Origin of the sequence: Chloroflexus sp. (genome assembly GCF_034431535.1) — a bacterium.
Lineage (GTDB): Bacteria > Chloroflexota > Chloroflexia > Chloroflexales > Chloroflexaceae > Chloroflexus.
On sequence record NZ_DAOUDC010000018.1, the window covers coordinates 38,435 to 56,638 of the forward strand.

Consider the following 18,204-nt stretch of genomic DNA (forward strand, 5'->3'; position numbering starts at 1 on the left):
CGCTGGCGGTAGTTGCCCGCTGCAGCGCCTTGGCATTACGCTTGCGCTACCCGCCGCAACACGAAAATGCGTGGGTAAAGACCGCCGAGATCAACCCGCAGGTGTTGTTCGAGCTGCCATTCCGGCAACTCGGCTAAGGTGCGCTCCATGAGCCGCACTTCGTGGCTGATGATCACTGCGCACCCATCGAGCCGCGTGACACGGGCCGCCTCGCGCAGCAAGGCCGGGTAAAGCGTGACATTGCTGGCATGCGAACCGACTAAATGGCCAAACGGCAAGTCAGCTAACACCACATCAACACTTGCCGGCGGCAATGGCAATTGTTGTGCATCCCAATCGTGCAATACTACTTTGTGGCTGAGACCGGCGGCGGCAAGGTTGCGATAGGCGCATGCTAACGCTTCGGGATCGGTATCGCACCCGATCGCCTGCGCTGCCGGCCCGATCAACAACCGCTCGATCAGCAGCGTACCCGAACCGCATCCCACATTCAACACTCGATCACTAGCGCGCGGCTTGCTCAGCAGTGCCATCGCGTGCGCCACCGGCCCATTGAGCGCCCCTTCGCGATTACACACCCGCCAAGGACGGGTCGCCAGCGGGCGCGGCGTCAAACGCACCAGTACATCCCAACCGGCCCGATCACGGCTAGGACGCAAGCGCAGCACCAAATCGCCATCCTCTTCCCCCAGCGCAAGGCCAAACCGCTCGCAGAGCTCGTATTTGAAACGCCGCAACACACTGCTCTCGGCCCCGGCAGCACTGAGAAAGAGGGTTTGAAACGTGTTAGCGGGATGCAAACGGCGCACCGTGTCGATCATCGCCGTCACCGCACGAAAGTGCTCGTCACCGAGCAGAGCCCGTGGCCGCGGAATGGCAAAACTACGCACGAGAAAGACTGAAATAGCGCAGCGTACATCGAACAGCGCCGGCAACGGGCCACGCATCGTCGCGCCGATCACACCGCTCTCGCCCGGCGGGTCGAGCCGGATGCCGGCGATCCGCTGCGCTTCCGCGCGCGCCAATCCTTCCAAACCAGCAGGGACAATGATTTCAATTCGGTGCGCCATTGTTATACTATTATATTGATGTTGAGGTTAAGCGCTATCGCCTTGTTAGTATACACGCAAAACGCCTATGTACATCGGAACAACCATTTGGCCGCCCATGCCGGCGCGACCGCAGGCGCTGGCCGCCAGTTGGTCGCGCTACGACCACGGCGCGCTGCGTGAATACTTGCAACGCGCGCGTGAGATCGGTTTGCAGCAAGTACGCTTTGATCTGCGCTGGGCAGAGGTGCAGCCAAGTGCGCAGCGGATTGCGGTCGCTGCGCTCGATGGCTTCCACCGCGGCCTTGATCTCGCCCAAGCCAACGGTCTGCACGTGGTGGTCTCGCTGATGAGCGCCACCCTTGGCTCGGCGCTCCATTTGCCCGATTGGGCGCTGGGGGTGTCGGCGCAAGCGTTGACCAACCAAGCGGTGAGCGAGATCTTGGCGACACCGGCGTTGACGATTCTCGACAACACCTTCTACCGGCACGAACCGGTCCGCGATCTGTACGCCGATCCCGATATGCGGGCTGCGCAACGCTACGTGCTTCGCGAAGTGATCGGTAATTTCGCCGCCCATCCGGCCATTCACGGCTGGTTGCTAGCGGCTGGGATTGAGCGGGTGCGCCCTCCCGCCGATCACCGTGATATGGCGGCATGGTGGGCCGATCTGGCCGAGCGCGCTCGTACCCATGGCGCCAACCGGCTGTTTGGTCAGATTGACGCTGCTGCCCTGAGTAACCCGGCTAGCCTACGCCCGTATGACATTGCGATGGCCGGCGGCGAAGTCGTGGTGAGTGTCGGGCCGTGGCCGCCGCTCGGCGATGGGCCGCCGGCACGCGGCGAGGCAGTCTGCTTCTTGCACGCCGTAGTCGCCGGTTTGCTGGCCGAAGAAGTGAACGACACCGCCGCCGCGCAGGTGGTGGTCGCCGATCTTGGCTGGCCAACCGCCCCTCGCCCGCAATGGCGCGGCTGGCAGAGCAGTGAAATCTTTGCCCAACCGGCCCAAACCTTCTTGGCCGATGAAGAAACCGTTGCCACCGCGTTACAAGCCACCTTGCCAGCACTGGCCCGCGCCGGCGCCGCCGCAGTCTGGCTGGCCGGTATGGTCGATCCAACCGAAGAACAGTGGAAGATTCCCCCGTTCGACCGCAGTTGGCCGGCGCGCACATGGGGCTTATGGACGGCGGATGGCCGCCCGAAAGCGGGTTGGGAGGCGCTGCGCGAGGCGATTGGCAGCCTGCCAGCGAAAGGGACGTTACCGGGCCTGCCGGTGGAACCCGACCGCTTCTGGCGCGATCCGGCCACCGAGCTGCGCCGCCTCTGGCGTGAATATCGGGCCGAGATGGTGTGAGCGCAATGGGACGCGGATTGGAACGGATCGGGCCAGCCGTGTCAATCCGTGTCTTATTCACCGCCCATGCCCGGCGGTTGCCAACCCCATTCGGCCAACAACGCCAGATCGGCCTTGGTCAGGACTCCAGCCGCCGCGGCGCGCGCCAGCAGGTCGGGCCGGCGGGCCAGCGTTCGGCGCAACCGCTCGGCTCGCCGCCAGCGCGCAATCTCCCCATGGTGGCCGGAAAGCAACACCGGCGGCACACTCAACCCTTCCCAGACCGCCGGACGGGTGTAGTGCGGGTATTCGAGCAAAAAGTCGCTGTGGCTCTCTTCGACGATCGACTCGCCATCGATCACGCCCGGCACCAAACGGGCGACTGCATCTACCACCACCATTGCCGCCAACTCACCGCCGGTCAATACGTAATCGCCGATGCTCAGCTCGCGGTCGATCAGCGTCGCGCGCACCCGCTCATCGATCCCCTCATAGTGGCCACAGACGAGAATCACGCGCGGCAAGGCCGCTAATTCACGCGCTATGCTCTGGGTGAACAACTCGCCGTCAGGCGTGAGCAGAATAGTTGGCCCGGCTTGCTCGCCAGCCGCGCGCACCACCCGAATTGCCGTTGCCAACGGCTCGGCTTTCATCACCATGCCAGCACCCCCGCCATAAGGCGTGTCATCGGCGGTGCGATGGCGATCAGTCGCCCACTGGCGAATATCGTGCAAGTGAATGGCAATCTTGCCAGCCTGCTGCGCCCGCTTGAGAATGCTCTCGGTCAGCGGCCCCTGAAACATCGCCGGAAAGAGGGTAAGAATGTCAAACCGCATGCCGCTCATGCCTCGACGCTACGCAGATACTGGTCGAAAAACTCGACGACGCGCCGGCAATACGTCACCCGATCGACAAAATAGCCGCCGCAATGCTCGGCGCCGGGCACCTCCCACAGCATACGCGGCTCGCGAGCAGCGTCATACAATTGGCGCGCGTGGCTCACCGGGATCAGCGAGTCGTCAAGACCGTGAATAATAAAGACCGGACGTGGTGCAATTTGGCCGATGGCGTCAATTGGGCGGGCTTGGCTAAAACGGTAGCCGTGGCGGTGAGCGACGATCGCGTCGGCCAAGCGCACCAACGGCTTGGGCGGGATGCGCAGCACTTGAGTGATGCTATGCGCCACCACATCATCGCCGGCGGTAAACGAGCTATCGGCCACCAGCGCCCGAACTGACTGATCGCGAGCGGTAGCCAGAATACCAACCGCTGCCCCCATCGAATAGCCAACGACGCCAATCGCCGCAGCAGGCATCCGCTGGCGGACATATTCGAGCGCCGCTAGCAAATCGTCAACCTCGCGGCTCACCAGCGTCTGCGGCCATGGATCCGATTCGCCACGGCCACGATAATCAAACAGCAGCACATTGTAACCGGCTCGCCAGCAATAGCTGCCAATGCCAAGTAATTCGTCTTTGCTGCCGGCATGGCCATGGCTGCCCACAATCACCGCATTCGTTTCAGGGCGCGGCAACCACCAACCGGCCAGCCGCAGACCATCGCTGCTGCGAAACTCGACCGTCTCAAACGGCACCCCTAACTCCCACGGAGTAAAGGTATAGCTATCGAGATAGGTACGGCGCGGCGGCGGGCTGACCCGCAAACTGACATAGTACGCCGTCCCGGTAATCCCCCCTAACACACCGATGGCGCCAGTCAGCGCCATCGGTAACAGACTCCAGCCAGATTTTGCTGCCATAATCCTATCCTCGCGCAATTCCGACAAACTCAAACTCCGGCGTAGCCTGCGGCTGCAAGAGCAGATGGATTTCATACAACCCATCGGCATGCCGGCCATGGAATGGCAAACCCAAACCGGTCGCCAGCCGGATCATAGCGGTATTATCGGCGTGCGTCAAAAAGATCAATCGATCGAGGTTAGCTGTCCGCGCCTCGGCAAGCAGTAACTCTAGCATTTTACGCCCGACCCCAGTCCTATGATAGTCATCCCGCACCAGAATCGAGGCCTCAGCCACTTTGGGGTTATGCGGCAAGCGAGCAAAACGGGCGACCGCAATCGCCTCCTCGCGCCCATGCTCGTCGGCCAACGCTACCAACGCCACTTCGCGGCGCGGATTAATCGCCGCCAACCGTTGCGCCGATTTATGCACCAGTTCCGGCGAGGCATGCTCGGCGGCGATGAAAAATCGGCGATAGATCGATTCCGGCGACAAACGATAAAACATCCGCTCAAGCAATTCGGCATCCGCAGCGGCAAGGCTACGCACGCGCAACGTGCGGCCATCACGAGTGGTAATGGTGAGCGGCATTGACTGGCTAACACGTTGTTCGTTCATACCAACCTCCGGCATCGCTCGTGCTCTGACAGCAGAGGAAACAGAGCAGATACGGCAAATTGCACACCTTCGAGCATCTGAGCTGATGCGTGCCGCCGCTACGCTGCACATACGGCGCTAAAAGTATTGTAGCATGAGAATGGTATACTGTTGCACTTTTGTAACGCAATGCGTTATAGAAGAATGACAACCAACCTGCCTGCGCTCGCTCCGGCCCGCCGGGCGGCCCACAGGCAGAGCCCACCAGGTACTGCGTATCGCCAATGAACAGCGAGGATCGTTTGCCTGAATTGATTGCGATTGTTGGCCCCACCGCCGTGGGTAAAACCGAATTAGCAGTCGCATGGGCGCAGCAGATCGACGGCGAGATTGTCTCTGCCGATTCGCGCCAAATCTACCGTGGCATGGACATCGGCACCGCCAAGCCAACCTCTGCCGAACGCGCGCAAGCGCCGCACCACCTGATCGACATCCGCGACCCCGACCAGTCGTTTTCGTTAGCCGAATTTCACGATCTGGCGCTAGCGGCGATCGCCGATATTCAAGCACGCGGGCGCACACCGCTGCTGGTTGGCGGCACCGGCCAATATCTGGCGGCAGTCTTGGAAGGCTGGCAGATTCCGCGCGTCGCCCCCCAGCCAGAGCTACGCGCCGAGCTTGAGCACGTAGCGGCGCAAGAGGGCGCTGCCGCGCTCCATGCCCGCCTCGCCGCGGTTGATCCGGTCGCGGCGGCGCGCATTCCGGCCACCAACGTGCGGCGGATTGTGCGCGCGCTCGAAGTCTATCTGGTCAGCGGCGAACCGATCTCGCGCCTGCAAGAACGGCAACCGCCTCCCTTCCGCCCGCGCACGATCTGGCTGCACCGGCCACGCGCCGAACTCTACACCCGCGCCGACGCCCGCATCGAACGCATGATCGCTGCCGGCTTGGTTGCAGAGGTCGCAAACCTGCTGGCCCGCGGCTACGATTGGTCGTTGCCGGCAATGTCGAGCCTTGGTTATATTCAGTTCCGGCCCTATTTTGAAGGGACTACCGACCTGACAACCTGCATCGAACGGCTACGCTTCGACACCCACGCCTTCATCCGCCGGCAAGAGATGTGGTTCCGCCGTTTACCTCATCTTGAAATCTGGACGCCCGATCACCCGGCTTGGCGGGCCATCATCGCTTGAAAAACATCGTATTCACGCACCACATGCTCAAGAAACCGTTCAGGATGGCCATCTGCCGGGGGCAATTCGAGCCGTTGACGCATCAAGGCTGCAAGCTGCCCGGCCAGCGCGAGGCGCGCATCTTCACTAAGCGTATCGCGGCAGAGCAAGAAGTCAAACACGAGCGCCATATCTGCCGGCGATAAGCGCTCGAGGTTCGGCAACAACGGCGTTGGCGGCGCATCGGTCGCGCGTGGCGGCACCTGTACTCTGACCGGGCTTAAGATTTGGTCAAGCGTGATGCGATTGCTTTCACGCACCACTACTGTACCGGCGGTAAGATCACCCAGCCGGCGGTTGTGGCGATCGATAAAGATGGTGAGCAGACCAATGCCGTAACCGAACGGCAAAAAGTCAATCGCCCGCATCAGATTACGCACCACAACCGCTGCACCGTCAACCGGACGGCCACCCTCGCGCAACACGCGCAACCGCAACCACCGCTTCCCCGGCGTCTGGCCGTTCCAAATCAACTCGAAGAAGACGTAATAGCCCCAATTCAGCACAAAAGCGAACACCGCCCACAATGCCCACACGAGGTCTTCATTGCCAACACCAATACTGTTGCTGGTGGACACGACGGTGATAGCCATCATCAGGAGCGTGATCAGAATCGTATAATCAATCACCGCCGCCAGACTCCGGCTAGCCAGCCCAGCGGTGGTGTAGGTCATGATGACGCCTTCCGGCGTCTCGACGCGATACATATTGGCAATGCGATCGGCGGTAAGCATTTAGGTATAGTATGAATCTATGGAGTGCGGCAGTTACACTGCCGCCCGCTACCATCTCGCACAGAGCAGGATAGAGCGAAGCATGCTCCCACTCCCAGCCACCATGATGATGCGCTCAACACCACCTGCCCATCCATCACCAATCTGTTACTGGCTCGGCAACTCAGCATCATCAGGCGGCGCCGAAATCAACTCTGGCTCATGCTCCGCTTCCAGATGCTTCATATTATTCACCGCTTTGACCCGCCAGTGTTTGTAACCGATTTCGAGAATCGTGATCGACGTGTTGCCAATATGCGGGTACCGGCCAAAATGCGTGTCGTGAAAGTTTTCGGCATGGGCTAACAAGGCGCGCACGCAGCCGCCATGCGTGACAAAGGCCAGTGTTTGGCCACGATGCTGAGCCGCCATCGCCTCGACGGCTGTCACCACCCGCTGCCGCAACGCCGCCACCGTCTCGCCGCCGCCGCGCGGCAGGTCGTGACCCTGCATAATCTGCGCCCATTCACCAGGGAACTGCGTCCGCACCTCATCAGTGGTGAGACCGCTCCAACGTCCGGTATCAATCTCGCGCAACGCCGGCAACAGTTGCACCGGCACCTTCAGCACCGCGCCAATCTCCCATGCCGTCTGATAAGCGCGAGACAGATCACTGCTATAGATAGCAGCAAACGTCACCCCCTCGCGCGCCAGCCGGTTGGCTAACAGACGCGCCTGCCGGTAGCCAACCTCGTTGAGCGGAATGTCAGCATGGCCTTGCCAGCGTCCCTGCATATTCCAGTCAGTCTCGCCGTGACGGATCAAATAGACGGTGGTCATGTCATTCTCCGCGAAGAATCCATAGGTTCTCTTGCTATGGTAACACAGAGTTATGACCGGAATGTTAAACGTCAGGCAAGAGGATTGGCGATCGTGGCTGTGGACTCCACCCACTCCCCTCCTGTCATTGCGCGGTGCAGGGACGACGCACCGCGCTGCCGTGCGCACCACCTCCCACTCCCCTTCTGTCATTGCGCGGTGCATGGGCAGCGCGGGGCGCTGCCCGTGCGCCGAAGCAATCTCCTTCTTCAGCGGAGGAGATGCCTATAAGCAGGTCTCTCCATCCAAAGCAGGAGCTTGCTTCGGGCGCTGCGCGCCCTCGCAATGACAGGCGGAATGCGCCCCGCGCAGCCCATGCGCCGAAGCAATCTCCTCCGTTAGCGAAAGCCATTCCCGTTGCACCCAATCTCTCGCCCAATTCACGACAGGAGACTCGTTTTGTACATGGTTAAAGATGCGGTATGATGGGCCAAGGTTCAAATCAGACACTCGGACAGATTATGTTCACCCACACGACTGAACAATTCACACCGCAAGAGATTGCCCTCCTCCAGCCGTTTGTCACCAATGTTGACCGGCCAGTTTTCTGTTTGCGCAATGTGCCGGAAGTGGTAAAGGGGGCACTATTTGCGCGGTATAGCCGCAGCACGAAGAGCTTGCGCCGCCTGTTGCTCGACGAGTTCATCACTGAACCAGAGTCAGGGTTCGCTGCGATTGTGTCGGCAGTGGGCGATAGTCCGGCGGCGCAATTGGTCGCCGCGCGCCAAGCCGAAGCCTTTTACGAGCGGGTGCTGATCGGGTACGGCGATGACTCGGTGGCCGAATTGGGCGGCGCGCACGTAGCCTGCGAAGGCGTGAGCAACATCGCCGCGAAGCTGCTCGAAGACAGCCGGTTGGGCTTGTCGCCGCTAGAGAAATCGACCCGCTATGTCCGGTTTGATCTACCGGGGCCGGATGGCTACCTCTACCTGCGCGAGCCGGCACTGATGGCATCGCCGTTCGCGGAACGCTACACGATAACGATGGATAACCTCTTCGCGACGTATAGTGTGTTGCTCGGCCCGGTGCAAGCGTGGCTGCAAGCGACGTTCCCCCGTGACGAGGCGACGACGCCGCGCGCCTACCGCAATGCGATTCAGGCAAAGGCGCTCGATCTGTTGCGCGGGTTGTTGCCGATGGCGACCCAAACCAACGTTGGGTTGTTTGGCAATGGGCGCGCCTTTGAATATCTGCTTATCAAGCTCGCCGCCGCCCCCTTCGCCGAAGCACGCGCATTGAGCGAGGCGATTCAAACCGAGCTAGATTATGTCATTCCGGCCTTTGTTAAGCGGGCGCGCAGCGAACGCGGCAAGGCGTATGCCGCGTATCTAGCGGCTACCCGCGAACAGGCGGCGCAGTGGGCTGCGCAGCTCGACCTCGCACCGGCAGAGGGAACAGAGCTTGCGGTGCGCTTGGTTGATTACGATCCACAGGCGGAAGAAAAGACGGTCGCCGCCATCCTCTACCCGCATCTCGATCTGCCGCTGGATGCGATCCTTGCCCATGCCAGAACGATGCCAGCGCAGGAACGGCAGGCGATCATCGCCGCCGCCCTCGGCGAGCGGGCCAGCCGCTTCCACCGGCCCGGTCGCGCCTTCGAGGAGCCGTATTACACCTTTGATATCTTGGCCGACATCGGCGCATACCGCGATCTCCAGCGCCACCGCGTGCTGACCCAAGAACGGCAGCGCTTTACCGTCAGCCACGGCTACGTCACCCCGCCCGAACTTGACCTGATCGGCGTTGCACCGCAGTACCGCGCTGCGCTTGAGCAGGCCGCTGCATTGGTGACCGACCTGCAACGCGACTTTCCCAATGAAGCGCAATACGCGGTGCCGTTCGCCTTCCGCATCCGCTGGCGGGTGAAGCTCAATCTGCGTGAAGCCTACCACCTGATCGAACTGCGCAGCGCGCGCCAAGGCCACCCAGCCTACCGCCAGATTGCCCAGATGATGTTTCAAGCAATCAGCGCAGTGCATCCCACCCTCGCCGCCGGGATGCGGTTTGTTGACCAACACGACTACGACCTCGAACGGTTAGCCGCCGAGCAGCGGATTGATCAGAAACGACAGGGGCGGTAACGCCGGGATCCATCCTGCCGAGCGCGGGCCGCTGGTGTTGGAATGCGCCAATTCGACCTCACTCCTAGCCCTCTCCCGCTGGCGCGGGAGAGGGGTTTTACTGCGCCAAGCGTTGAGGCATCGCACAGCAATCAACAATTGTGCCCGGCCAGATGTTCTGTCCGACCCTCAACGCTTGCCCGTGGGGGAAGACCCATGAAGGTTCCTTGGTGCTTCCCATGTGACACCCATTTTACTACCACCCTCTGCTCCGCAGCATCAATAACCAAATCCTCAATCTCTGCGCCAAAGTCGGGGAAAGCGGTGCATAATTGGATGATGTTTTTCTTGAAACCTTCTCGATCTGATGTCTGGACGGCAGAGTCATGAACGACGAAATTGAGGACATGCAATTCGTCAACCATATCAACACGACCCTATTGCCAGCCTTCTTCCATCAAACGCCGTGCAATTGCCTTCAGTCTTTCTAAGACAGCTTCGGTCATCGCTTTGTCTCTCAACAGCGTCACGGTTCTTGTGCGACCTAACGGCTTGAGCTTCAGCCGCGCCACCGCAGGCGGCGCCGGCTAGAGCGGCGGGTGAGCCAGCGCCGACTTTCTCTAGCGCCTTGCTTAAACTTGCTTGTGCCTCCACTTCTTGCAAATCGGCTGCCACGCGAGGAAAATAGTCAAATGGCGCTTCGCAACCAGTCCCAACTTATCTGGTCGAGCTACCTCTTCAAAAAGAGATAAACCATTGAAGCGGGGACGGTACGATACCCATACCTTGCAGCAATATCCTGAAAGTATCGGATTCGTTCAGTGAGTTCTTCTTCGCTCATGGTATAGCTGCGTTAGGCATCGGCTACCATCTACCGCTTGAACTGAAGCTGAGGGCATTTCTTCTTCAATTCAGATGCGATCTTTAGTACATCACTTGCCCAGCCATACGATATGAAACTATCATCAGAGAGTAGCTCATCAAGCAGGATTCCCAGTTTGATAGCCGTGACGGTTTGTATTTGTCCGTCTATATGATTTACGCAAAGGACGACAATATCTCTATCACTACTAGATAGATCGTAATACTTTCCAATATCAAACCACTGGTCATCCGTCTGTTTTTTTACCTCTATACGGTACCTTGTTTCACCATCCAAGATTTCATAATCGTGCAGCGGAGAAGATACTCTTTGAGCAGATGGAAGTAAAACCCCAGCAATGCCTTACTCTTTTCCTCCTCTACCCGCCACCATCAGAGAGTCAATTTGAGCGATATTCACGAGATGACTGGGAAGAATGGTTGTAGACACGGTGTTCAACCTATGGATCTATAAAGAGTCACTATAGCGACAGAAATATGCTGGCAGCATAGCGGCTGGTGCATAAGCGCGAGCGAGGGAGCACACGACCGAGCAAAGCTGGCCGGCTTGATGCGCGTGTGAGCCTGCGCCAACTGATTGAAACGAAACAAACTTATGACTTCTTGCCGCGAAAATAGATATAAAAAATCGCATCACCCAATCAAGAGTTCGTGTCATCCAGCAGGTATGCAGAACCTTTAGTTCTCTTAAAATGCTTTACAGTCACCGATAAAGTGAGCCGAGTTGGCGCTGATGATGCGTAGGCCGTACTTCCCAGCAGCGACGTAAGCATAGCACTGCGCAACCACCACGCTAATGGCATCACCCGGTGTATCGTAGAAACCGGCTTCGGTGGGGTGGACTAGGTTGGTCACATCGATGATGCATCGAGTGAGACTTTCATCCATCTTGGTTCGGCGACAATGTTACTAAATCGTCTTTATCCGAGAGCTATGATTTTCGATCATGCTCTTAGAGATACTCTCGCAGCCAATTAATGAATACGCTCGTTTGCTCTGAGTATCTTGGAATCTTACCTATTAGGCTTATTTTTTCTAAAGCTAGATTCACGACTCCTTCGGCATCGCAGATGCTCAGGCATTGCCTTAGCAGATCTTCGGCTTCATCAAACCTAGACAATCCTACAAGAGCGATAAACTTATTATAGTAAGGTTCATACGCCGAAGGAGAAACAGCAATAATTTTCTCAGACAGTTCAATTGTCTCTTTGAAGAAATTTTCTGCTCTGCGAATGCGTTCATTTAGCACGAAAGCCAAACCAACTGCAACCAAAACTTGAGCGTCGATCGTCACATTATCTTGGTCATGCATTATTTGATATGCCTGCTCAAGAGTTTGCAAGCCATTTTCAAACTCGCTTTCCAAAAGAAGAGTTAGCCCTTTACCATATAAGCCTTTCTTCCGAACGAAAAGTTGTTTAGATGTTCGTTTGTGGCGATTCGCTGTACTGATAGCTAAATCGTAATACTTTTTTGCTTCTGGTGTATGACCCAAGAAACGATATACATCACCCATAGACAAATAAGTACCGGGGTTATCGTCGCCGATTTCCAAAGCGATACGAGCCTTTTCAAGAGCGGTTTTGCTGTCACCAATAAGTAAATAAAGTCCACTACTCTTGTTAAAAGTGCAAGCCAAATTACTGAAGCCTTGCTCTGCAATCTGTCGTGCCTTTAGAGCCTCATGTAGTCTACCTTGCTGCATTAGCAGTTTGCTGATTTGGGAGTGTGTCCTATAATACGCTATGTTAACCTTCGTAAGTCCCTTCAATCGAGAATAGCAGGCTCTTAATTGATGCTCAAGGTGATCTGTTATGGTTTGTGAGGGACGGGATAAAGATTCTATGAATTTACTTACAAAAGACTTAGAAGGATCGATTCGAAGAACTTCATTATAAACCTTAATTGCTTCTTCTTTCTCATTGTTTTGGCTCCGAGTATGTCCAATCTCAATCAAGATACGAACATCATCATTTAAAGAGTATGCCTTACTGAGACACTCTATCGCGGTGTTTAGATTGCCCTGTCTGCGAGCAGTGATACCTATTGCTTGGTAAGCAGCAGCTCTCTCTTTTATAAAAGAGTTTTCTGTAACGAGGCGCTCTGCCTGCTCTAATTTCTTCAATGCCAGCTTCAATTTTTTTGCTTTTGCAGCAATCACAGCCTCGTCAATTAGAGTCAAAATTTTCGTTTCGGTGTCTAGTCGACTGAATATTTGCTCCTTAAGCTTAACGACGCTTGGTAAATTCTCCCCGAGCCTTCCGATATCAACTCCAAAATGCTGTAAAGAAGTTATCAACTCATCGTGACTAGTTGAAAGTCGAGAGCGTAACCACTCTTTAGTTGTAAGAGCTGCCAGAAACCGGCTTGCAAAATCAAACTCACCATACCTTATTGCTAAGCTATACACATCGCAAAGGAAACTGACACCAGCCTCAATGTCATTAAGCCAGAATAGATGGTTTAGCCTTCCTATCGCAGCTTCTTGATAATTCCGGTTTCGGAATTTTGTCTGGTAATCCTTGAAGCTTATGGTTTTAGTGTAGTAGTAATCCAAAGCAGCTTGATTAATCTCAAACAAACGGCCAGCGCTAAGTTTTCCCTTCGCCAGAGCAGTGCAAACGAAATATTTAACAATCGAGTGCATTCTGTTATTGGGAAAGATGAATGAATATTCAGACTGAAGACGACTGATAATCTCAACAGTTTTAATTTTTTCACCGAACAAACGCTTCCAAACGAAATCAATAACCGGAAACTCATTTTCGACTTCATCCGGCATAACCGCGAATGTATAGATATAGTCTCTATCGTCCGATCTATTAGGATCATCCAAGCAATGCTTCAAGAATCTGTAGGCTACTGTTTCAATGATTGAGTCAATGTCTATATTATTGGCTCCTTCTCCGAAAGCCTGCGGCAAGTCGTAGCCCCTAGTAAAAGCGTTGCCTACCACATCAACCGCTAATGGTATGCCTTTAGTTTTTTCATGAATGAAATCGATAACATTCGGAGGTATATCTGTTTCGCCAACACATAACCGCAAATAATCTTCTACGTCAATGCGGCTGAAAGCATCTAAATCGGATTTATAAATATAAGAATCTCTAACATTATTGCGGATAGACATGAGAATTTCTTCTGGTATTCGACCTGCAATGACCAGCAACAATTGGTACGACTCGGGAATTGTATACTTTATCAACCCTGAATAAACCCACTTGACATGTAGCAAATGCTCTGATGTATCAAACATCAATACAAGTGGGCGTTTCTGAGCTGCTTTCAGCAAAGCCTTTACAAAGAGTCGGGATAGATGACCTTTAGGATCATCGTATAAATCATAGTCGTCGGGGCGAAGTCGGCGGCGAAACCAATCGCTGAACTTCTTTCTTTGTTCTGCGATTACTGGCACTGCCGTTTGGGCTATTGTTTTGAACGCAGGCTTTAGTAATTGGCTGCTTACTGGCGAGGCTAGCTCCACAACATCAGCGGTCAAGTCAAGCCAACCATCAAATTCCTTAGATGCCCTGTCTCTTTCCTGCAAGATTTCTGCATGTCTTTCTCGTTTGGCTCTGTATTCTCTGAAATAGTTTTCATATTCGGGTGTGAGTTCGTCATAGAGAATGTCCATAACCTTTATGACCTTATCAACTTCATCTAATTTTTTATCTACTCTGTAGAGTTCCCAATCTATCTTGACGACCAATGATTTAAAAGAGGGATCTTCTTCGAAGCAAATCTGGATGAAGCGGTCAAGCAGAGTGGTTTTTCCCCATCCCCCCTGAGCATTTATCAAAAATAGTCTTTTGTTTTGCTGAGTGAGATCTGTATCAGAGCGCGCGTGTAGGATTTGGCGGAAAGCTTCTCGAAAATGCTGCTGTTCTTCCCGCCTTGCTACAAATCGTCTTTGGACGGCTAACGCCTGTCGATTTACTTCTTTTCGAGCGTCCATAAGCTAAAACTTGACTTTGGTACTATGAAGGAGTGTATTGGGAATTGAATATCTATGCTTGTTTGTACGGCTAGCCTGAAGTAGACCGACCACATCCGCTCTATCCTAGCTCGAACTACGTTCGACCGATAGCTGTCCGTCTAATTCGGTTCTATGCCAAATTCGACCGCCACTCGGCCGTCTAAATCCACCGGCGCTGCGTTAGACAGATGCGTGTCCGTATTCAACTGCCACTCGGCCATCTTTGCGATAAGCCGGCAGGCAGCGAATGCGCAGCAACCGCTCGTATTCGACCACCAATCGAGAGACAAACAGAACACCTGTCCTAGAACGTAGATCTAACAAGTTGTACTAAGCGTATAATACATGAGCATAGATCACCTTGTACGTGGTGTCAATAAAGGTTTTTCTCTTCGTCTTCTTCCATTAATCACCACAATTCCCTGAATAGATACGCCGCACGCGCCGCTGCATCAGCGATACGCTCAGCACATGCGCTAAACTCGCCAAGGAAATACCCACCTTGGTTGATTACTCTGGTTCAGAGCCTCGCCGAAAACGACGAGCCTGAAATCGATTCCCTTGGCTTGAAGGAGCGTGGGCATCCGGAGAGGACTTGTCAGAGCCAGTGGGAGCGCCCCTACGCGAAGCGTAGCGGTTCCTGCGTCGCCAACGGGGAACGCCGGCGTCGAGAAGGCAGGGAGGAAAGCGCGATCGATCCAGACGTTCTAGATGACATCGAGTCACTCACTGCCGCCGGTGGTCAGCCAAGAAGAGACGGTGCGTGTCGCTGGTGAGTGCGGCATTGTTTTCCAGCGACTGCGCAGGTTTTGGCGCACTCAATGAGCTGGTATTCCGTGCCACAGTCGATCACGACGATCAGGAGCCACTAAGCTGCGCCAGACCTCGCCGCAGCGCTTTCGATGGCGACTCCATAAAACACCTTCGGGCCGATCGTTCGGATCGACCCAAAGGTGTTTTATGGCTTTCTGATGCTGGTGCCGGAGACGGGACTCGAACCCGTAAGGGGTTTCCCCCAGCGGTTTTTAAGACCGCAGCGTTTGCCATTTCGCCACTCCGGCGAATTCGGATTTTTCTCTATTATAGCAAATTTGGGCGAACCGATGGCATAGCCAAGAGCGCATCGTTCCGTGCGCTGCGCGGAAGTTAGCGCTCGATCAGTGGGTATGCGCTCTAGCATCTGTGATGGCCTCACTGCGGCTGCAAGAAATCGCCGGCGCACCAGCCTTCAATCCCGGCGCTGCGCACCTGCCACCACACCCGGCCCTCGGCCTCAACCGGGCCATCGATGATTTCGACCTGCGTCCCCGGCACCAACACCAACGTAATGGCGGAGGCGATACTCGGTTGGGCGCGCACATTGAGCGCCGGAATCTCGGTGCTGACGATCGCCATGCGCCCGATTGCCAACCTTTCCGGCGAGGGCAGCGGTGCAGCCGTGGCCGCCGGCTCTGTCACCACCGTCGTTGCCGGCTCGGCGGAGGTGATCGCCGGCGGGGCTGTCGCCGCCAACTCGGCTGGCGCCGGAGAGGGGTTAGCCGCAGGCGCCGTCGGTACAACTGCCGGCGCTGGGATTTGCAGGCTGAGAGCGATTGCTAGCCCGATCACAAAGATGCTAACGATAATCAAGGTTGGCGCGACCCAACCCGGTACCAACGGCCCGCGCGACGTCTCTTCATTATTAAACGCGCGATTGCCCAGAGCACGAATGCGGCGCTCTTCATCATACGCGGTATGACGGTCGCGCAACCGCACCCGCACCGGCTCATCGTCGGGCAAGGCGGTCTGCGCGCGCATCGGTTGGGTTGGACGTGGACGAGGCCGTTCCGTTTCGGTTGTAGGCAGTGCCTGCACGCCATAGCGCGGCAACAGCATGACTGCGAGACGCTGATAGGCGGCCAGCGTCTCGCCGGTGATGACCAAATGTTCACCACGGGCAATCCGTCCGCGCAACCGGTGCAGACGCTGCACCGCATCCACCTCTTCGGCGCTGAGCGGCACTCGCTCAAGGGCCTGCATCGCGGCCAGTACGCCGGCAAACGGGCCGAGCGCCGCCGGCGAATTGATCCGCAACAGGTGGGCGCGCAACGCATCTTCGATAGCGCCGTGAATGCTGAGTAACGCCAATTCAGGTACCTCACGGCGGGCGCGCGCCAGTGTATACTTCTCACGCGCCGACTCGAGCAACGTGAGCGGGTTCAGCGCAGTTGACTCATCCCCTGTCAGCGTCATCCGAGTTCCGCCTCTAACAATTCACGCACCCGCTGCGCGTTGGCCTGCCCCTTCGTAGCCCGCATTACCATCCCGACCAGAAATTGAATGGCGGTCGTTTTCCCTTTGCGATACTCGGCAATCGCTTTGGCTGCCTTCTCATCGGCCAACGCGGCCCGCACTGCCGCCAATAACGCACCGTCATCGCTAATCTGGGTCAGGCCCCGCTCAGCCACCAGCGCCGCCGGATCAGCGCCGGTCGCGAACACTTCTTCAAACAGTTGCTTGGCCACCGCGCGGGTAATCGTCCCGGTTTGCACCAGATCGATCAGCGTCGCCAGCCGGTTCACCGGCATACGGTCGATCAACGCTGTCGCCGGCTCACCGCGATCTTTCAACAACCGAAAGCCTTCGTTCAGCACCCAATTGGCCACTTCCTTTGCCCCATCGGGCCGGTTGACCGTCGCGACCGCCGCCTCGTAATAATCGGCAATCGCCCGCTCTTGGGTGAGCAGATCCGCGTCTTGCCACGACAGGCCGTGGGCAGCCATCAAGCGGGCGCGGCGCGCGTCGGGCAATTCGGGCAACTCAGCCTTGCGGGCAGCGATCCATTCTGGCGCCAGCACCAACGGCGGAATGTCCGGTTCAGGGAAGTAGCGGTAGTCGTGGGCATACTCTTTCGAACGCTGACCCTCGGTGCGCCCCAAATCCTCGCGCCAGCCGCGCGTCTCTTGCTCGATCACGCCGCCGGATTCGAGCACGCGAATTTGCCGCTCGATCTCATACGCCAGCGCCCGCTCGACGAAGCGGAACGAGTTGATGTTCTTGATCTCGACCTTGGCGCCGAACCGATCCGTGCCTACCGGACGCACACTGACGTTCGCGTCACAGCGCAAGGCCCCCTCTTCGAGATTGCCGCTGTTGGCCCCGATCCAGACCAAAATCTGGCGGATCTTCTCAAAGGTCAAGCGGGCCTCTTCAGGCGTACGGATATCAGGGCGGGTGACAATCTCCATCAACGGCATCCCGCTGCGGTTGTAGTCGATCAACGATGCGCCGTCGGGACTGTGAACCAAGCGACCGGTATCCTCTTCGATGTGGAGCCGTTCGATCCCGATCCGGCGCACTTCACTGGCGGCGGTGCGGATTTCGATCGCGCCGTCGCTGCACAGCGGCTCATCGTATTGGGTAATCTGAAAGCCCTTGGGCAAGTCGGGGTAAGGATATGACTTACGGGCGAAGATCGAGCGTTCGTTGACCCGGCAACCCAGCGCCAACCCGCACAGCGCGGCCAATTCGACAGCGCGGGCATTGAGCACCGGCAGCGCGCCGGGCAGACCAAGGCTTACCACCGAGACGCGGGTATTGGGTGGCGCGCCGGCGTAATCGGTGCTGCAACCGTCAAACATTTTCGAAGCGGTCAGCACATGGGCATGGATCTCAAGGCCGATCGTAGCGATATATTCAGGCATAGACTTCCTCACGCAACGTCACCTTGCCCTTATTGTACTCGGTTTTCGGTGATGATGCGCG

The 18,204-nt window shown here is 56.7% G+C and carries 14 protein-coding genes and 1 tRNA gene; 3 read left to right on the forward strand and 12 right to left on the reverse strand.

Going from position 1 to position 18,204, the window contains the following annotated elements:
• Positions 1-35 precede the first annotated feature (35 nt).
• On the reverse strand, positions 36-1,070 hold the full coding sequence (locus U9R61_RS05235) for a methyltransferase domain-containing protein (RefSeq protein WP_322487766.1): 1,035 nt from the start codon (positions 1,068-1,070) through the stop codon (positions 36-38).
• 67 nt (positions 1,071-1,137) lie between these two features.
• Here U9R61_RS05235 and U9R61_RS05240 point away from each other — a divergent pair, with 67 nt between their 5' ends.
• The gene (locus tag U9R61_RS05240) at positions 1,138-2,403 is read left to right on the forward strand and encodes a hypothetical protein (RefSeq protein WP_322487767.1); all 1,266 of its coding nucleotides are present in this window, start codon (positions 1,138-1,140) and stop codon (positions 2,401-2,403) included.
• Between the two features lie 53 nt (positions 2,404-2,456).
• Here U9R61_RS05240 and trmD read toward each other — a convergent pair whose 3' ends face one another.
• Genes trmD through U9R61_RS05255 form a run of 3 tightly spaced genes read right to left on the reverse strand, consistent with a single transcriptional unit; the run spans position 2,457 to position 4,739 of the window.
• A complete protein-coding gene (gene trmD / locus U9R61_RS05245; protein WP_322487768.1) occupies positions 2,457-3,218 on the reverse strand; it encodes a tRNA (guanosine(37)-N1)-methyltransferase TrmD in 762 nt (253 codons plus the stop codon).
• A gap of 5 nt (positions 3,219-3,223) precedes the next feature.
• Positions 3,224-4,141 carry an alpha/beta hydrolase gene (locus U9R61_RS05250; RefSeq protein ID WP_322487769.1) on the reverse strand — a complete coding sequence of 306 codons (918 nt, stop codon included), beginning with the start codon at positions 4,139-4,141 and terminating at the stop codon, positions 3,224-3,226.
• A 4-nt stretch (positions 4,142-4,145) separates the two neighbouring features.
• Positions 4,146-4,739, reverse strand: coding sequence for a GNAT family N-acetyltransferase (locus tag U9R61_RS05255; protein ID WP_322487770.1), 594 nt, complete (start codon positions 4,737-4,739; stop codon positions 4,146-4,148).
• 281 nt (positions 4,740-5,020) lie between these two features.
• Between U9R61_RS05255 and miaA the strand changes: the two genes are divergently transcribed.
• Positions 5,021-5,911 (forward strand): tRNA (adenosine(37)-N6)-dimethylallyltransferase MiaA, encoded by an 891-nt coding sequence (miaA, locus tag U9R61_RS05260; protein WP_322487771.1) that lies wholly within the window; start codon positions 5,021-5,023, stop codon positions 5,909-5,911.
• On the opposite strand, the gene U9R61_RS05265 is transcribed toward miaA, so the two are convergent.
• Positions 5,881-6,684 (reverse strand): RDD family protein, encoded by an 804-nt coding sequence (locus tag U9R61_RS05265; protein ID WP_322487772.1) that lies wholly within the window; start codon positions 6,682-6,684, stop codon positions 5,881-5,883. The two genes, miaA and U9R61_RS05265, sit on opposite strands and share 31 nt — an antisense overlap.
• A 147-nt stretch (positions 6,685-6,831) precedes the next feature.
• On the reverse strand, positions 6,832-7,503 hold the full coding sequence (locus tag U9R61_RS05270; protein ID WP_322487773.1) for a histidine phosphatase family protein: 672 nt from the start codon (positions 7,501-7,503) through the stop codon (positions 6,832-6,834).
• A gap of 500 nt (positions 7,504-8,003) precedes the next feature.
• Here U9R61_RS05270 and U9R61_RS05275 point away from each other — a divergent pair, with 500 nt between their 5' ends.
• Complete coding sequence (locus U9R61_RS05275) at positions 8,004-9,623, forward strand: FAD-dependent thymidylate synthase (protein ID WP_416208822.1); 1,620 nt, start codon at positions 8,004-8,006, stop codon at positions 9,621-9,623.
• Between the two features lie 131 nt (positions 9,624-9,754).
• On the opposite strand, the gene U9R61_RS19910 is transcribed toward U9R61_RS05275, so the two are convergent.
• The 6 genes from U9R61_RS19910 to gatB form a co-directional block, all read right to left on the reverse strand.
• Positions 9,755-10,027 carry an ester cyclase gene (locus U9R61_RS19910; protein WP_416208820.1) on the reverse strand — a complete coding sequence of 91 codons (273 nt, stop codon included), beginning with the start codon at positions 10,025-10,027 and terminating at the stop codon, positions 9,755-9,757.
• A 1,144-nt stretch (positions 10,028-11,171) separates the two neighbouring features.
• The gene (locus U9R61_RS05280) at positions 11,172-11,339 is read right to left on the reverse strand and encodes a hypothetical protein (protein WP_322487775.1); all 168 of its coding nucleotides are present in this window, start codon (positions 11,337-11,339) and stop codon (positions 11,172-11,174) included.
• Positions 11,340-11,436: 97 nt separating this feature from the next.
• Positions 11,437-14,439 carry a hypothetical protein gene (locus tag U9R61_RS05285; protein ID WP_322487776.1) on the reverse strand — a complete coding sequence of 1,001 codons (3,003 nt, stop codon included), beginning with the start codon at positions 14,437-14,439 and terminating at the stop codon, positions 11,437-11,439.
• A gap of 996 nt (positions 14,440-15,435) precedes the next feature.
• A tRNA-Leu gene (locus tag U9R61_RS05290) sits at positions 15,436-15,521 on the reverse strand.
• Positions 15,522-15,651: 130 nt separating this feature from the next.
• Positions 15,652-16,692 (reverse strand): SH3 domain-containing protein, encoded by a 1,041-nt coding sequence (locus U9R61_RS05295; protein ID WP_322487777.1) that lies wholly within the window; start codon positions 16,690-16,692, stop codon positions 15,652-15,654.
• Positions 16,689-18,143 carry an Asp-tRNA(Asn)/Glu-tRNA(Gln) amidotransferase subunit GatB gene (gatB, locus tag U9R61_RS05300; protein ID WP_322487778.1) on the reverse strand — a complete coding sequence of 485 codons (1,455 nt, stop codon included), beginning with the start codon at positions 18,141-18,143 and terminating at the stop codon, positions 16,689-16,691. The genes U9R61_RS05295 and gatB overlap by 4 nt, the downstream gene beginning before the upstream one ends.
• Positions 18,144-18,204: the final 61 nt, after the last annotated feature.

What these genes read in the sequence shown, in the direction of transcription:
- U9R61_RS05235 (WP_322487766.1), bottom strand. Translation starts at nt 1,070, where the DNA reads ATGGCGCACCGAATTGAAATCATTGTCCCTGCTGGTTTGGAAGGATTG.
- U9R61_RS05240 (WP_322487767.1), top strand. Translation starts at nt 1,138, where the DNA reads ATGTACATCGGAACAACCATTTGGCCGCCCATGCCGGCGCGACCGCAG.
- trmD (WP_322487768.1), bottom strand. Translation starts at nt 3,218, where the DNA reads ATGCGGTTTGACATTCTTACCCTCTTTCCGGCGATGTTTCAGGGGCCG.
- U9R61_RS05250 (WP_322487769.1), bottom strand. Translation starts at nt 4,141, where the DNA reads ATGGCAGCAAAATCTGGCTGGAGTCTGTTACCGATGGCGCTGACTGGC.
- U9R61_RS05255 (WP_322487770.1), bottom strand. Translation starts at nt 4,739, where the DNA reads ATGAACGAACAACGTGTTAGCCAGTCAATGCCGCTCACCATTACCACT.
- U9R61_RS05265 (WP_322487772.1), bottom strand. Translation starts at nt 6,684, where the DNA reads ATGCTTACCGCCGATCGCATTGCCAATATGTATCGCGTCGAGACGCCG.
- U9R61_RS05270 (WP_322487773.1), bottom strand. Translation starts at nt 7,503, where the DNA reads ATGACCACCGTCTATTTGATCCGTCACGGCGAGACTGACTGGAATATG.
- U9R61_RS05275 (WP_416208822.1), top strand. Translation starts at nt 8,004, where the DNA reads ATGTTCACCCACACGACTGAACAATTCACACCGCAAGAGATTGCCCTC.
- U9R61_RS19910 (WP_416208820.1), bottom strand. Translation starts at nt 10,027, where the DNA reads ATGGTTGACGAATTGCATGTCCTCAATTTCGTCGTTCATGACTCTGCC.
- U9R61_RS05285 (WP_322487776.1), bottom strand. Translation starts at nt 14,439, where the DNA reads ATGGACGCTCGAAAAGAAGTAAATCGACAGGCGTTAGCCGTCCAAAGA.
- U9R61_RS05295 (WP_322487777.1), bottom strand. Translation starts at nt 16,692, where the DNA reads ATGACGCTGACAGGGGATGAGTCAACTGCGCTGAACCCGCTCACGTTG.
- gatB (WP_322487778.1), bottom strand. Translation starts at nt 18,143, where the DNA reads ATGCCTGAATATATCGCTACGATCGGCCTTGAGATCCATGCCCATGTG.